The sequence below is a fragment of the Shewanella sp. SM68 genome (genome assembly GCF_025653925.1).
GTDB lineage: Bacteria > Pseudomonadota > Gammaproteobacteria > Enterobacterales > Shewanellaceae > Shewanella > Shewanella oncorhynchi.
This window is the reverse complement of the sequence record NZ_JAKKRU010000004.1, coordinates 225908-240295: the sequence shown is the minus strand read 5'-3', so window position 1 is coordinate 240295 and position 14388 is coordinate 225908. Positions and strand designations below refer to the sequence as shown.

The window sequence follows — 14388 nt, the reverse complement described above, 5'->3', positions numbered from 1 at the left end:
TAGATAAAACTGAGAGTTACCCGTTTGATAAAGGTATCCACTATCAATTAAACAATAGGGTAACTCTCATTACTCAGTGCACCTGCACTGTGCTGGTGAGTCCGCACTATCGAGCCATCAATAAAGACCCATTCTGTGTCGGCCATTTTCACTAAAGCTTTGAGTAAATAGGCCTGAATGTCTTTTTAGACCATAAATGAAACCCTCTAAAAACCGTACTCCAATGGCCCAACTCTTTGGGTCAATCTTGCTAAGGGGGGCCTGCTAGAAGGCGGTAAAGAATGCCTTCGAATGTTTGTCTATGTTCAGGTTTATCATAAACATGGCCTGTGCTGTTCATTAAATGAAATAGCGTTTCCCTGCGTGCATTGGTTAGTATCAATCTTGGCATGCTCTCTAAAAATCATTCTCGAAAGCTCAATAGATCCTAGATGAAGTCAGAAACATTAAAGGTGCTAGCGTATAAGTCTAAAGTATCAGCCATTGCCCGTTTGGGTAAGTACCAATATAACCAAAGGGTATTCTTCCACAGAGATACCAAAATAGGCGTTCACTCGTAAAGGCTGAAAGTTTAACGTCAGCTAGTAGCAGTGTTGCGAGCGTATTAGCGTCATCGGATGTCAGCGCGCATATTTCTGCAACGGGAATAATTTTCCAAGTGGAGAGGTAAGCTGACTTAGAAATTTCATCGACTTCGCTGTCAGAAATCCAAGCATGCACATCATTTACTACTGCCTTTGTTTTTAACGAATTTGCCAAGTCATGATCAGTTACACACAGGCTTTCATAGTGGATTTCGTAAGGTGTTTCAAAAAAGGCTTCAGGATCGGATTCAAGAAAAGCGGCGATCTCCTCTAATGTACCGTATGTCTTTGCTGTTTCCTCTGGCAGACCTACGTTGGCTGCCCATGCACAAGATTGAAGTTGCTGTAATAAGATGGCGTTATCGGTCATGGGATCAGTGCACTCTAATGGTCTGTGTATATGCTGCTTTTTATCTTGCCATATTTGTCTTAGCACTATTAATCTAACCAAATGTCAGGCATAAAAAAACCGCTGGGTAGCGGTTTTTTATGGGTCTTAAGTGTAAAAATTGAAATGAATTAAGACTATAGACCCGCGTCAGCGCGCAATATTTCGGCTTTATCAGTAGCTTCCCATGGGAATTCGCTGCGACCAAAGTGGCCATAAGCGGCGGTCGCTTGATAAATTGGACGTGCTAAATCTAGCATGGCCGTTAAACCGTATGGGCGCAGTTCAAAGTGTTGACGTACTAACTTGATCAGCACTTCTTCAGATACTTTACCGGTACCGAAGGTCTCGATGCTGATAGAGGTCGGCTCTGCCACACCAATTGCGTAAGACACTTGGATTTCACAGCGATCAGCAAGACCTGCTGCAACTATGTTTTTTGCCACATAACGTGCAGCATATGCCGCGCTACGATCCACTTTTGATGGATCTTTACCAGAGAATGCGCCACCACCATGACGGGCCATGCCGCCGTAGGTGTCAACGATGATCTTACGACCCGTTAAGCCGCAATCGCCTACTGGACCACCGATAACAAAACGGCCAGTTGGGTTGATAAAGAACTTAGTGTCTTTGTTTAACCATTGAGCCGGTAATACAGGCTTGATGATGGTTTCCATCACGCCTTCAATTAAGTCGGCTTGTGAAACGTCATCTCTGTGTTGAGTCGATAACACAACTGCATCGATACCGACAATTTTGCCATCATCATAGGCAAAAGTGACTTGGCTTTTCGCATCTGGGCGTAACCAAGGTAGCGTGCCATTTTTACGCACTTCAGACTGACGTTTCACTAATGCGTGAGCATAGGTGATAGGTGCAGGCATCAGAATGTCAGTTTCGTTGTTGGCATAACCAAACATTAACCCTTGATCGCCAGCACCTTGCTCTGCAGGGTCTGCGCGGTCTACACCTTGATTGATGTCGGGTGATTGCTTACCAATGGCGTTTAATACTGCGCACGAGTCTGCATCAAATCCCATATCTGAATGGGTATAACCAATTTCACGCACCGTTTTACGGGTGATTTCTTCAATATCAACCCAGGCAGAGGTAGTGACTTCGCCACCGACTAATACCATGCCGGTTTTGACATAAGTTTCACACGCTACGCGTGCTTTTGGATCTTGAGCCAGAATTGCATCTAGCACAGCATCAGAAATCTGATCTGCAATCTTATCGGGATGACCTTCTGAGACCGACTCAGAAGTAAACAAGTGCTTTGCCATAGTAGGAAAATCTCGTCGTTAGCATTCAAACGTGTAGAAGCATCTACATCTAGACGGCTATTTTAGTTTAAATCCGATTGCCGATCACCCCCGATAATAAAAAATCCTCTCAGATTGTGACCTGAAAACGACTACGCTCAGTCATAAATAGGTTATTTTTCTTATATTTCATTGTATTAAGTTTGCTATGTTTTTGAGAAATTTATTTCTCCATTACAAGTGATCCTTGCTATGTCCTCTCAAGTAAACGCCAGCAAAGTGACAGGGTTGTTTCTGCGACTTATATACTCAAGCTACCTGAATCCTGCATCTTCAGGTTGTTTGGGTACATATTCGGCCATCTTTTGCTGAGTGAATGGCAATTTTAGTTTGCGTCACACTGGCATGTAGGGGAAAATATGCATCCAAATTGCCCGCTAGACCCCACAAACAAGCAGGAGAGAGCATGTCTTCCCGTAAAGTACTCGCAAACGCAATCCGTGCGTTAAGTATGGATGCAGTTCAAAAAGCAAATTCAGGCCATCCCGGCGCCCCAATGGGTATGGCAGATATTGCTGAAGTGCTGTGGAATGATTTCCTTAAGCACAACCCGAACAATCCGAAATGGGTAGATAGAGATCGTTTTATCCTCTCCAACGGTCACGGTTCAATGCTGATTTACTCTTTACTTCACCTGACTGGTTATGAATTACCAATTGAAGAGCTAAAACAGTTCCGTCAATTGCATTCTAAAACACCGGGTCACCCAGAATACGGTTACACCCCAGGTGTTGAAACCACAACGGGTCCACTCGGTGCGGGCATCAGCAACGCTGTCGGTATGGCGATTGCTGAGAAAACCTTAGCGGCACAGTTTAACCGTGATGGTCACGATATCGTTGATCACTACACTTACTGCTTCCTCGGCGATGGCTGTTTGATGGAAGGTATTTCCCACGAAGCCTGTTCATTAGCCGGTACTTTAGGTTTAGGTAAACTGGTCGCATTTTGGGATGATAACGGTATTTCTATCGATGGCCATGTTGAAGGCTGGTTCACCGATGATACGCCAAAACGTTTTGAAGCTTACGGCTGGCATGTGATTGCCGGTGTTGACGGTCACGATAGCGCGGCAATCCGTGCTGCTATCGAAGCGGCTAAAGCCGTTACCGATAAACCAACAATGATTTGCTGCAAAACCATTATCGGTTTTGGTTCCCCCAACAAATCTGGCAGCCACGATTGTCACGGCGCGCCACTAGGCGATGCAGAAATCGCAGCCGCCCGTGAATTCCTTGGCTGGCCACATGCACCATTTGAAATCCCAAGCGATGTTTATGCCGGTTGGGATGCCAAAGAAGCTGGTGCGGCCCGTGAAGCAGCGTGGAACGAGAAGTTTGCAGCATATCGCGCTGCTCACCCAGAACTGGCTGCTGAATATGAGCGTCGCGTTCTGAAAGGTGAATTACCGGCTGATTTCGAAGAAAAAGCGCAGGCATTCGTGCAAGCATCACAGGACAAAGCCGAAGGCATTGCGAGCCGTAAAGCCTCACAAAATGCTATCGGTGCATTTGGCGCTATGTTGCCTGAACTGTTAGGCGGCTCTGCTGACTTAGCGGGTTCTAACTTGACACTGTGGTCAGGTTCTAAAGGTATTCAAGACGACCCAGCTGGTAACTACATTTACTACGGCGTGCGTGAATTCGGCATGAGCGGCATTATGAACGGTGCTTCGCTGCATGGTGGTTTCATCAACTACGGCGCAACTTTCATGATGTTCATGGAATATGCTCGTAACGCAGTCCGTATGTCGGCGCTGATGGGTATTCAAAACATCTTCGTTTATACCCATGACTCTATCGGTCAAGGTGAAGATGGCCCAACGCATCAACCAGTTGAGCAATTAGCTAACCTGCGTATGACGCCAAATATGGCCGTATGGCGTCCATGTGATGCGGCAGAAACGGCAGTTTCTTGGAAAGCTGCGATTGAGCGCCGTAATGCACCTACGTCACTGATCTTCAGCCGTCAAAACCTGAAAGCGCAAGCGCGTACCGCTGAGCAATTAGCCAACGTGGCTAAAGGTGCTTATGTACTGCAAGACTGTGCGGGTACACCAGAACTGATCCTGATCGCAACTGGTAGCGAAGTACAATTGGCAATGGATGCAGCCGCTGCACTGACTGAGCAAGGCAAACACGTTCGCGTAGTCTCTATGCCATCGACAACTGAGTTCGATAAGCAAGATGCTGCTTATAAAGAATCTGTATTACCACGTGCTGTGACTAAACGTGTGGCTATTGAAGCGGCGCATACCGATTTCTGGTACAAGTACGTCGGGTTTGAAGGCACAGTTGTAGGCATGACCACATTTGGTGAGTCTGCACCGGGTAACGTGCTATTGAATCACTTCGGTTTCACCGTTGAAAATGTGCTGAATGCTGCAAAATCATTGGGCTAATGGCTCAAGGGATTAGATTCAATACAAAAGGTTAAACTTTTTAAGTGTTAATCTGTATAATGCGGCCTGCAATCGTTTGCAGGCCGTTTTTGTATTAAGAGGAAATTGAGACCTCAATGATCCGAGTCGCTATCAATGGTTATGGCCGTATCGGCCGCTCTATTCTCCGAGCTTTATATGAGTCTGGAAAACGGCAGCAAATGCAGATTGTCGCGATTAATGAATTAGCTAAACCTGAAGCCATTATTCATCTGACCCAGTACGACACAACCCACGGTCGGTTTGCGCATAAAGTGAAGCTTGTTGATGATCATATGCTGATTGGCGACGATGCGATAAAAATTCTCCACGAGCCCGATCCGGCAAAACTCCCTTGGCACGAGATGGACATAGACATTGTCTATGAGGCCACAGGCGTATTAGTTGATCGTCAAAGCTGCGAAGCCCATATTCATGCTGGCGCTAAACAAGTGCTGATAAGCCATCCATCCTCAGCGGATGTCGATGGCACGATTGTCTATGGTGTGAATCACGATTTACTCCGCGCCGAACACACAGTGGTTTCCAACGCTTCTTGCACCACAAACTGTATCGTGCCTGTGATCGATGTGCTCGATCGCCACTTTGGCGTTAAAAGCGGTGCCATTACCACTATCCATTCGGCGATGAACGATCAGCAAGTGATTGATGCTTATCATGATGATTTGCGTCGTACCCGCGCCGCTGGCCAATCGATTATCCCTGTCGACACTAAGCTTGCCCGCGGTATTGAGCGGATCTTGCCGCACATGAAAAATAAGTTTGAAGCGATTTCGGTGCGCGTGCCCACCATCAACGTGACCGCCATCGATTTGTCCGTGACCTTAGAAAAAACCGTCGATATTGCCACAGTCAATCAGGTGCTTGAATCAGCCGCCAATGGGCGATTTAACGGCATCTTAGGCTATACTGATGAGCCCTTAGTCTCATGTGATTTCAACCATGATCCGCGCTCCAGTATTGTCGATGGTACCCAGACCCGCGTGAGCGCCGGTCAGTTGGTGAAGTTACTCCTGTGGTGCGATAACGAGTGGGGTTTTGCCAATCGTATGTTAGATACGAGTTTGGCGATGATTGCGGCCAAGCGAGGCTGATAAAAGTAGATTATTCACTTGTGGGTCACTGAATTTATGTCAATTCGACGGGATGTCGAGCGCCGAGCGGCAGTCAATTCATACCGGCTATGTGTGAAACAGTTTGTTTTTTGATTATAAAAGGAAGCGTTACCATGGCAATTATCAATATGTCAGATCTGGATCTACAAGGTAAGCGCGTGCTTATCCGCGAAGATCTCAATGTCCCTGTCAGCAACGGCGTCGTCACCAGTGACGCACGTCTGCGCGCCTCTCTACCGACTATCGAGTTGGCCCTTGAAAAAGGTGCGGCTGTGATGGTGATGTCGCATTTAGGTCGTCCGACCGAAGGCGAATACAATCCCGAATATTCTATGCAACCTGTGGTCGATTATTTGGCAAAAGCCCTGTCTTGTCCTGTGCGTTTAGCGACCGACTATTTAGATGGCGTTGACGTTGCCGTGGGTGAAGTGGTTGTGTTCGAAAACGTGCGTTTCAACGTGGGTGAAGGTAAGAACAACGAAGCCTTATCGAAAAAAATGGCGGCGCTGTGTGATGTCTATGTGATGGACGCCTTCGGTACAGCACATCGTGCCCAAGCATCGACCCATGGCGTGGGCATGTTTGCCCCAATCGCCTGTGCCGGTCCATTACTGGCACAAGAATTAGATGCCTTAGGCAAGGCATTAGATAATCCTGCGCGTCCTATGGTGGCGATTGTCGGTGGCTCTAAAGTGTCGACTAAGCTAACCGTGCTAGAAAGTCTTTCAGGCATAGTCGATCAGTTAGTGGTTGGCGGCGGTATTGCCAATACTTTCATTGCGGCGGCGGGCTACAATGTCGGTAAATCGCTGTATGAGGCGGATTTGATCGACGAAGCTAAGCGTTTAGTGGCTAATGCTAAGAGCCGTGGCGCCGATATTCCTGTGCCGACCGATGTGGTCGTTGCGGGCGAGTTTAGTCCAACAGCAGCGGCAACGTTAAAATCGGTTAGCGAAGTCGCTGATGGCGAAATGATTTTCGATATTGGTCCAGATAGCGCTGAAGCACTGGCTAAAATCATCGAATCTGCAGGCACTATCGTATGGAACGGCCCTGTGGGCGTGTTCGAATTCGACCAATTTGGTGAAGGTACTAAGCGTATCGCCCAAGCGATTGCTGATTCAAAAGCGTTCTCTATCGCAGGCGGTGGTGACACTTTGGCTGCGGTTGATAAGTACGGCATTGCCGATAAAGTGTCTTACATTTCGACTGGCGGCGGTGCTTTCCTCGAGTTCCTCGAAGGTAAAGAATTACCGGCTGTGGCTATGTTAGAAAAGCGCGGCGCTTAATATTAAGTTTTAAAAAACGCGGCGCATAAGACGCCGCGATAAGCTCTGATAACATCAAAGCTTTGATAAAAGTAAAAAATTATAAAAAAACCGCCCGTATTCATCTAAGGTACTTAATTTAAGTTGTTTATTTAAGGTACAGAGTTGAATGCGGGTATAAAAATCCATCCAAACGATAGCGACCTCGGTGATAGATATCACCCTATTATTGGAGTTAAAAAATGGCGTTAATTTCCCTACGACAACTACTTGATCACGCAGCAGAACATGGATACGGTGTGCCTGCGTTTAACGTTAACAACTTAGAGCAGATGCGTGCCATCATGCAGGCCGCTGAAGCAACAGACAGCCCTGTGATAGTGCAAGCTTCTGCTGGCGCACGTAAATACGCTCGCCCACAGTTCTTAAAATATTTGATGGCAGCAGCTCTTGAGCAGTATCCAGATATTCCGGTGTGTATTCACCAAGACCACGGTACCGATCCTGATATTTGTCAGCGTTCTATCCAATTAGGCATGTCATCAGTCATGATGGACGGCTCTTTGATGGCTGACGGCAAAACGCCTGCATCGTACGAGTACAACGTTGATGTTACCCGTCGTACAGTGGCATTTGCCCATGCGTGTGGTGTGTCAGTTGAAGGTGAAATCGGCTGTTTAGGCAGCTTAGAAACTGGCCAAGCTGGCGAAGAAGATGGTGTTGGTGCATCAGGTATTTTAAGTCACGATCAAATGCTGACTAGCCCTGAAGAAGCGGCGCGTTTCGTTGCCGATACCCATGTTGATGCACTCGCGATTGCTATCGGTACTAGCCATGGTGCATATAAGTTCAGTCGTAAACCGACAGGCGATGTACTGCGTATCGACCGCATCAAAGAAATTCATGCGCGTATTCCTAACACTCACTTAGTGATGCACGGGTCATCTTCTGTGCCACAAGAGTGGCTAAAGATCATCAATCAATATGGTGGTCAGATCCCAGAAACCTACGGCGTACCATTAGAAGAAATCGTAGAAGGTATCAAACATGGTGTACGTAAAGTCAACATTGATACCGACTTACGTTTAGCATCAACGGGTGCCGTTCGTAAATTCTTAGCTGAACACCCAAGTGAATTTGATCCACGTAAATTCCTGAAAGCATCAATGGAAGCCATGGCCGATATCTGTACGGTTCGCTATGAAGCTTTCGGCTGTGCAGGTCAAGCATCTAAGATTAAGCCATTGTCTTTACAAGCAATGTATAAAGCGTATCAGTCTGGCGCGTTAGATCCTAAGATCAATATGTAAGCGTTATCGCTGAGATAAAAACCCGCTAAAGCGGGTTTTTTTATACTTAAAATAGCTGCAATTTTCATTTTTTAATCGTAAATGTTAATATCGCGCAGATTTTCAGGGGAAAATACTAACCCTTATTAATATGTGCTTATTCAGCATCGCTGGGACGAACAGATATTTATAGGGATTGGATTTAACGGAACAGGAACGGATAAACATGAAGAAAGTACTGACCGCAGCACTATTAATGACTGCACCTTTTATGGCGACAGCTGGGGCCGATTTTGTAAAAGGCGATGAGACATTCGCAGGTGAAGCTGAGCTTGGTGCAACCTTAACCACAGGTAACACTGAAACCTCATCATTCAAAGGGCGCTTAAATCTTAAGCATGAGCTTGGCGATTGGGAGAATCAGTACTTACTCGAAGGTTTATATAAAGAGGATACAGGTTCTGTTACCGCGAAACGCTATTTAGCGGGCGCACAAGGTAACTACAAGATGACAGATCGTAGCTACTTGTTTGCTAACGGTAATTATGAAGTTGATCCGTTCACAGGTTATGATTACACACTATCTGGCGCAGCGGGTTATGGTTATAGATTCTATGATACTAGTAAGACCTTTTTAGATGTCGAAGTCGGTCCAGGTTATATCTATCAGCGTCTTGATACAGAGCAAGCACTTATTGAAGGCCATGATACCAATGACAGCGTCGTTGCTCACGGTGTGATCAACTTTGAAACCGAAATCACTGACACCTCTAAATTCCAACAACGTTTCGTTGCCGATTACGGTGATAAGCTCGATGCCCGTTCTGAAACTTCGTTAACGGCGAATATTATCGGCGCATTAGCAATGAAGTTTGCCATTATTGTGCGTTACAACAGCGAGCCGTTGGATAATAAGAAAAGTACAGATACAGAAACCAATATGACCTTGTTATATTCCTTCTAATGCAGTGACGCTGATTAGAAACTAAAAAGCACCTTTGAGGTGCTTTTTTATTGGCTCTTTTTAGACTAAGTTAAATGTTTCTTTATTAGTTATCGCTGTAGTTATACAAAAATTAATGTTTTAAACGCCTTTGGTTATAGGGTAATGCATAGAAAGTTGCGTTTTATCAACATTTACTATGCCGAAGCTATGGTAATTTTCGACTAATTTCCTACGTAGAGATGAACTTTAATGAAATTACAGCGGTTGTTTAAAGGCAGTGGAATGGCGTTATGGAGTCTATTCTGCGTTGCAATATTGAGCGGATTCTCACCTGCAGCATGGGCTATGACAGAAGGGATAGAACGGCTTAATTTAACCGCCTCGAGTGTGGGTTATGTTGCCGTCTTTGTGTTTGTACTTGCATACATAATGGTGATGGCTGAGGAGTCGTTACATTTACGTAAGTCGAAACCTGTGCTGGTCGCGGCAGGGATTATCTGGGGCATGATAGGTTTTGTGTATGTACAAAATGGTATGTCTGAAGTGTCGGAAGCGGCATTCAAACATAACTTGCTTGAATATGCTGAGCTTCTACTCTTCTTACTCGTGGCGATGACTTATATCAATGCTATGGAAGAGCGAAATTTGTTTGATGCCATTCGTGGTTGGCTTGTCGGCCGTGGGTTTAGTCTTAGAACCGTATTTTGGTTGACGGGGTTTATGGCGTTCTTTATCTCACCCGTGGCAGATAATTTAACGACTGCGCTATTGATGTGTGCCGTGGTGATGAAGGTGGGGGCAGGGCAACGCAAGTTTATCACCCTAGCCTGTATCAACATTGTTGTTGCGGCTAATGCGGGTGGTGCGTTTAGTCCGTTTGGTGATATCACGACCTTAATGGTGTGGCAAAAAGGATTAGTGCACTTTAGCGATTTCTTCCATCTGTTTATTCCTGCTTTAGTGAACTTTGCATTACCCGCTGCCATTATGAGTGTGTTTATTCCACATTTCGTGCCAGAGCCAGAAAAAGAGCATGTTTATACTAAGCCGGGTGCTAAGCGAATTGTTGCGTTGTTTTTACTCACAATCGCTACGGCAGTGTGTGCTCATTCCTTCTTAGGTATGCCGCCTGTATTGGGGATGATGACGGGATTAGGTTTCTTACAATTCTTTGGTTTTTATCTGCGTAAAACCTTCAATCGTTCCGTTGCCCGCGAACGTGCAAAGGCTGAATTGCGTCAGGACGAGCAGCGTCTGCAGCAACTTGGTAGTGTGGTGCCCTTCGATGTGTTTAGCAGGATCTCCCGCGCTGAATGGGATACCCTGTTGTTCTTTTATGGTGTAGTGCTATGTGTGGGTGGCCTTGGCTTTATGGGGTACTTGAGCTTAGTATCTGAGGCTTTGTATTCCAATTGGGATACGACTTATGCCAACGTGGCTATCGGTCTGTTGTCTTCTGTTGTTGATAATATTCCGGTGATGTTTGCTGTGTTGACGATGAACCCTGAGATGGCCTTAGGCCAATGGTTACTGGTAACGTTAACCGCAGGAGTTGGGGGCAGTTTATTGTCAATTGGCAGTGCTGCAGGGGTCGCGTTAATGGGACAAGCTAGGGGGATTTACACCTTTGGTGCCCATTTGCGTTGGACACCTGTCATTGCGCTGGGTTATATCGCGAGCATTTTAGTACATATGTGGCTCAATGCTGCGATGTTCTAAATAAAAGTACTGCTCATTCATCTTTTGGGCTGTATTGACGTTTGTGAGTCGTTTTGTAGCGGATAATATCGCGAATTATTTAGCGAACAACATCGAGCTAACAAAATTCAATCGCATAACGTCTAGATATCAATGAATAAAATAGAGGCATCCGATGGATGCCTCTATTTGTTTGGATATGTCATTGGAAGGATTATTGCGGTAGCACTTGAATTAAATCCAGCTCGTTATTGGCTTTTGCGCCGTAGATCTGAATCGCGACTTTAATTTGTGCCACTGAACCACTTGGATCCTGCTGAGCCCAATCTAAGCCTGCTATCTCAAATTGATATTGACCGCTTGTGACTTCGGTTAATTTACCGCTGCATTCTCCAAGACTTTGGCAACGATAATTTTGGGTAACATGCCAGTGTTTCCATGCCTTCGGATTCGAGGATTCCTTGGCTTTGTCGGGGAACCCAAAATAGTAAATATCATAGGTTTTTGCCGCAGTGATCGCTTCTTGTTGCGCATCCGTCAGTGAAAATTGAATTGTCCCTGTACTCGAGTCAAATTGCTCAAGCTTGAGATTTATCTGCGTTGCTTCATCAATGTTTACTGCATTTTCGACGGGAGGTGGCTGCGGAGTTTCTGGCTCAGTGTTATTGCTGTCACTGCCACATCCTACGAGCATTAATGTCGCGAGGGTCAATGTGAGTAATGGGTATTTCATCACAGTCTCCTTAATTGAAATGCCCTGTATGGCAAGTGGTGCATTCCATGTCTGTTTTTACACTTGCCGCAGAGCCTAGTGTGCTAGTACTACCGTGACAAGTTTGGCAATCTTGTGCATCTGGTGTTGGTTTACTACCAACAAGGGCGCCGATATTCTCCCCTTGATAGGCACGATTTAATACATCGACTAAGTAATAAGCCATAGACGCGGATAAGCGGTAACAGCGTTCACCTTTTTTCGCGAATGGTAAGCCAGAAGCCTTTGACCAGTTACTGATAGATGAGTGACATAACACGCTCTTGGCTTTTGATGAACTGCCCACAAGAGCCGTTTTTTCTGCTGTCGAGCCAATACCAGTAACAAATTCAGGTGAAGATAAAGGGAGCGTTGTATTTTCGTAGTAGCGGAAGGTATTAGCTATCACGGCGTTATTGTGACCATTAATGTCATCTAAAATATTCACTAACATGCCTATCGCATTAAGATTACCGCAGAGCGTGCCTTGACCCGTTACCCCTGCAAAACCATAGGCGGCTAATGCCGTTGGGATTGTTTTGAACTTGTCTGCATCGGTACTATTAGATTGGGCTAGCATAGTCACAACGGCATGAAAAACTTGGTGCATACAACCACCACCCGTTTCATAGGCCAGTTTTGCTGTTGCCATTGCATCAAGTGGAACGTATTTAAGTTTCTCACCTATCGCTAATTGATATTGACCATCGGCATTCGTTGCCGCGAGAACCGATGTTCCCATGAGTGTTGCACCTGCCGCAGCGGTGCTAATACCAATAATACGGGTTAATGCTTGACGTCTATTTATGCTCATTATGTATTTCCTCTATGTAGGATTACTTCTATTTATCAAATGCTAAAGATAAATTGATGGCGTAAATTCTAAGCATGCTTGAGATAAATATTGTGATTTACGCCGGAGGATATTTGCCTTTTACATGAGCGGTAAATAGCGTTACCACAATAGAATTAACCGACTTAAATTCTGCGTTTTAATTAGCTAAACAGATTGCAAGGTGCTCATCGTCCCGATATTTATTATATTTATGTAAATTTATGCCGAATTTCCCATGTGCTAAATGGCATTTATTCCTGTGAGTTAACGCATGTTTTTGCCTAATAGCGCTGAACTTGGGGGTCGTCTCACGAAAATTAACTATTTGCTGACTTGGGTTAGCAAGATCACATTAATCATTAGTTAGTTTGCATAGACTTAACTTTGTGTTTTTATGGAGTTGAGTGGATGTTGATGCAATTGGGAGACTGCAGGTTTGATCGGGAACGAGGCATACTGATTGAGTTGTCTCGCGATGAATCTTGGCATCTTCCTCGAGCCGAGTTACAAGTACTTAATTTGCTTGTTGAGCATCAAGGTAAGTTGGTTTCTAAGCATATGCTGAAAACGGGGGATGGAAAGCATCCGCCGCTAACTGATACCTCTGTGGCCCGTGCTGTCTTTATGCTTCGCAGCTTTCTTGGACCTCAATATGAGGGCTTGATTGAAACCGTGAAAGGCCAAGGTTATTTACTCCAACCATCTAATGGGACTGAGTTTAGAGGTGTTAATTACCTCAGATTGCACACAGTGCCTTTATGGAGTGCCTTAGTGTTATTCGGGTTTATGTTAGCGTTTTCGGTGTTTTATTTGAATCATACGGATCACAGCAAGCCAACCCAAGCACTTATGACCTCAATATTACCTTTGGCTTCTGGCCAGCAAGTACGATTACACTTATTTGCTGATTCCAATACTAATAACACTTTACTCTTCGAATTAGGTGAGCGCTTAAGTGCAGGATTAATCGCCTGCGGTCAAAGTGATTGGGCTGATGTTTATGCTTCTTTGTCCCATGATAAACAAGTGCTTAATATTACTTTTCGAGGCGAAAAACTCGGTCAGTCAGTGATCCGTAATATTAAAATCAGTGATTTCACTCGACCGAAAACCTTCATCGATGCTGCTTGGCTGCAGGAGGTTAACATCTGTGGCTAAATGGCTAAAGTGGACGATTAATATTGTTATCTTGTCGGCATTGATTATGGCCTGCGGTGTGATATACAAACAGTCGGCTACCAATCAGACGATGATTTTAAATTGCAGCTCTGAATTATTCGACCGCCATTCTAGTGCCAATCCTAGCGGCAGCTCGAGTGTTAGCAGTGACGGTAAATTTTACCTACTCGTGGATGTTTTGATTGCCGCTGACAATACGCAGATCAATTATCGTTACTTTAATATTGACGGTACGAGTGCGGGCAATATTTTAATGCAAGGCAAAGTCGACAGTATTGAGGCCAATAGCATGACCTATAAAGTTACCGTTAAAACGAAAACGGAATCTGAAATTGAAAAGCAAAAAAATTGGCCAGAACATATGAAATATCTATCCTATATCAGCAGCTTACATTTTAATGACTCGGAAATGCACAATCTCAGTATCGAGGTGTTAGATATGGATGACACCAAAGATTATGCAGTGGTCCTTTTTCAGCCTAGCAATACCATTTGTGGATGCAGAATCGTAAATAGTCGAATTTAATCAGTGAATTTGAGTTTATTTCAGTTAAGATTAGTGCTCAT

Annotated in this window: 12 protein-coding genes and 1 pseudogene; 8 read left to right on the top strand and 5 right to left on the bottom strand. The window is 45.0% G+C overall.

All coding sequences use genetic code 11. The features are described 5' to 3' along the window. Nucleotides 1-62: 62 nt before the first annotated feature. From L5M40_RS08990 to metK, 3 genes and pseudogenes are all read right to left on the bottom strand, one after another. Nucleotides 63-391: pseudogene (locus L5M40_RS08990) on the bottom strand (transposase); the annotation flags it as partial. A gap of 77 nt (nucleotides 392-468) precedes the next feature. Continuing rightward, nucleotides 469-954: a hypothetical protein gene (locus L5M40_RS08985; RefSeq protein ID WP_219254527.1), complete on the bottom strand. Its 486-nt coding sequence runs from the start codon at nucleotides 952-954 to the stop codon at nucleotides 469-471. A gap of 155 nt (nucleotides 955-1109) precedes the next feature. After that, complete coding sequence (gene metK, locus L5M40_RS08980) at nucleotides 1110-2261, bottom strand: methionine adenosyltransferase (RefSeq protein WP_028761631.1); 1152 nt, start codon at nucleotides 2259-2261, stop codon at nucleotides 1110-1112. Nucleotides 2262-2706: 445 nt separating this feature from the next. On the opposite strand from metK, the gene tkt reads away from it, so the two are divergent. The 6 genes from tkt to nhaD all read left to right on the top strand — a co-directional run bounded on the left by tkt (nucleotide 2707) and on the right by nhaD (nucleotide 11077). Continuing rightward, nucleotides 2707-4701 (top strand): transketolase, encoded by a 1995-nt coding sequence (gene tkt, locus L5M40_RS08975; protein WP_212599761.1) that lies wholly within the window; start codon nucleotides 2707-2709, stop codon nucleotides 4699-4701. A 116-nt stretch (nucleotides 4702-4817) separates the two neighbouring features. Further along, nucleotides 4818-5834 (top strand): erythrose-4-phosphate dehydrogenase, encoded by a 1017-nt coding sequence (epd, locus tag L5M40_RS08970; protein WP_105250098.1) that lies wholly within the window; start codon nucleotides 4818-4820, stop codon nucleotides 5832-5834. A gap of 134 nt (nucleotides 5835-5968) precedes the next feature. Beyond that, on the top strand, nucleotides 5969-7144 hold the full coding sequence (locus tag L5M40_RS08965) for a phosphoglycerate kinase (protein WP_219254533.1): 1176 nt from the start codon (nucleotides 5969-5971) through the stop codon (nucleotides 7142-7144). 221 nt (nucleotides 7145-7365) lie between these two features. Further along, complete coding sequence (gene fba, locus L5M40_RS08960) at nucleotides 7366-8433, top strand: class II fructose-bisphosphate aldolase (RefSeq protein ID WP_028761627.1); 1068 nt, start codon at nucleotides 7366-7368, stop codon at nucleotides 8431-8433. A gap of 205 nt (nucleotides 8434-8638) precedes the next feature. Further along, a complete protein-coding gene (locus tag L5M40_RS08955) occupies nucleotides 8639-9376 on the top strand; it encodes a YdiY family protein (protein WP_028761626.1) in 738 nt (245 codons plus the stop codon). A gap of 231 nt (nucleotides 9377-9607) precedes the next feature. Further along, complete coding sequence (gene nhaD / locus L5M40_RS08950; protein ID WP_173246601.1) at nucleotides 9608-11077, top strand: sodium:proton antiporter NhaD; 1470 nt, start codon at nucleotides 9608-9610, stop codon at nucleotides 11075-11077. Between the two features lie 193 nt (nucleotides 11078-11270). On the opposite strand, the gene L5M40_RS08945 is transcribed toward nhaD, so the two are convergent. Both L5M40_RS08945 and L5M40_RS08940 read right to left on the bottom strand, forming a co-directional pair. Beyond that, on the bottom strand, nucleotides 11271-11789 hold the full coding sequence (locus tag L5M40_RS08945; RefSeq protein ID WP_105250094.1) for a hypothetical protein: 519 nt from the start codon (nucleotides 11787-11789) through the stop codon (nucleotides 11271-11273). A 10-nt stretch (nucleotides 11790-11799) separates the two neighbouring features. Continuing rightward, nucleotides 11800-12621 carry a cytochrome c3 family protein gene (locus tag L5M40_RS08940; RefSeq protein WP_263256521.1) on the bottom strand — a complete coding sequence of 274 codons (822 nt, stop codon included), beginning with the start codon at nucleotides 12619-12621 and terminating at the stop codon, nucleotides 11800-11802. A gap of 429 nt (nucleotides 12622-13050) precedes the next feature. Between L5M40_RS08940 and L5M40_RS08935 the strand changes: the two genes are divergently transcribed. Both L5M40_RS08935 and L5M40_RS08930 read left to right on the top strand, forming a co-directional pair. Continuing rightward, nucleotides 13051-13800 (top strand): transcriptional regulator, encoded by a 750-nt coding sequence (locus L5M40_RS08935; protein WP_105250092.1) that lies wholly within the window; start codon nucleotides 13051-13053, stop codon nucleotides 13798-13800. Next, nucleotides 13793-14347 carry a hypothetical protein gene (locus L5M40_RS08930; RefSeq protein WP_113939813.1) on the top strand — a complete coding sequence of 185 codons (555 nt, stop codon included), beginning with the start codon at nucleotides 13793-13795 and terminating at the stop codon, nucleotides 14345-14347. Before L5M40_RS08935 ends, L5M40_RS08930 begins: the two co-directional genes overlap by 8 nt. Nucleotides 14348-14388 lie beyond the last annotated feature (41 nt).

Coding starts and splice junctions, on each gene's coding strand:
- L5M40_RS08940 (WP_263256521.1), bottom strand. CDS start 12,621: ATGAGCATAAATAGACGTCAAGCATTAACCCGTATTATTGGTATTAGC.
- tkt (WP_212599761.1), top strand. CDS start 2,707: ATGTCTTCCCGTAAAGTACTCGCAAACGCAATCCGTGCGTTAAGTATG.
- L5M40_RS08965 (WP_219254533.1), top strand. CDS start 5,969: ATGGCAATTATCAATATGTCAGATCTGGATCTACAAGGTAAGCGCGTG.
- fba (WP_028761627.1), top strand. CDS start 7,366: ATGGCGTTAATTTCCCTACGACAACTACTTGATCACGCAGCAGAACAT.
- metK (WP_028761631.1), bottom strand. CDS start 2,261: ATGGCAAAGCACTTGTTTACTTCTGAGTCGGTCTCAGAAGGTCATCCC.
- L5M40_RS08935 (WP_105250092.1), top strand. CDS start 13,051: ATGTTGATGCAATTGGGAGACTGCAGGTTTGATCGGGAACGAGGCATA.
- L5M40_RS08945 (WP_105250094.1), bottom strand. CDS start 11,789: ATGAAATACCCATTACTCACATTGACCCTCGCGACATTAATGCTCGTA.
- L5M40_RS08985 (WP_219254527.1), bottom strand. CDS start 954: ATGACCGATAACGCCATCTTATTACAGCAACTTCAATCTTGTGCATGG.
- nhaD (WP_173246601.1), top strand. CDS start 9,608: ATGAAATTACAGCGGTTGTTTAAAGGCAGTGGAATGGCGTTATGGAGT.
- epd (WP_105250098.1), top strand. CDS start 4,818: ATGATCCGAGTCGCTATCAATGGTTATGGCCGTATCGGCCGCTCTATT.
- L5M40_RS08955 (WP_028761626.1), top strand. CDS start 8,639: ATGAAGAAAGTACTGACCGCAGCACTATTAATGACTGCACCTTTTATG.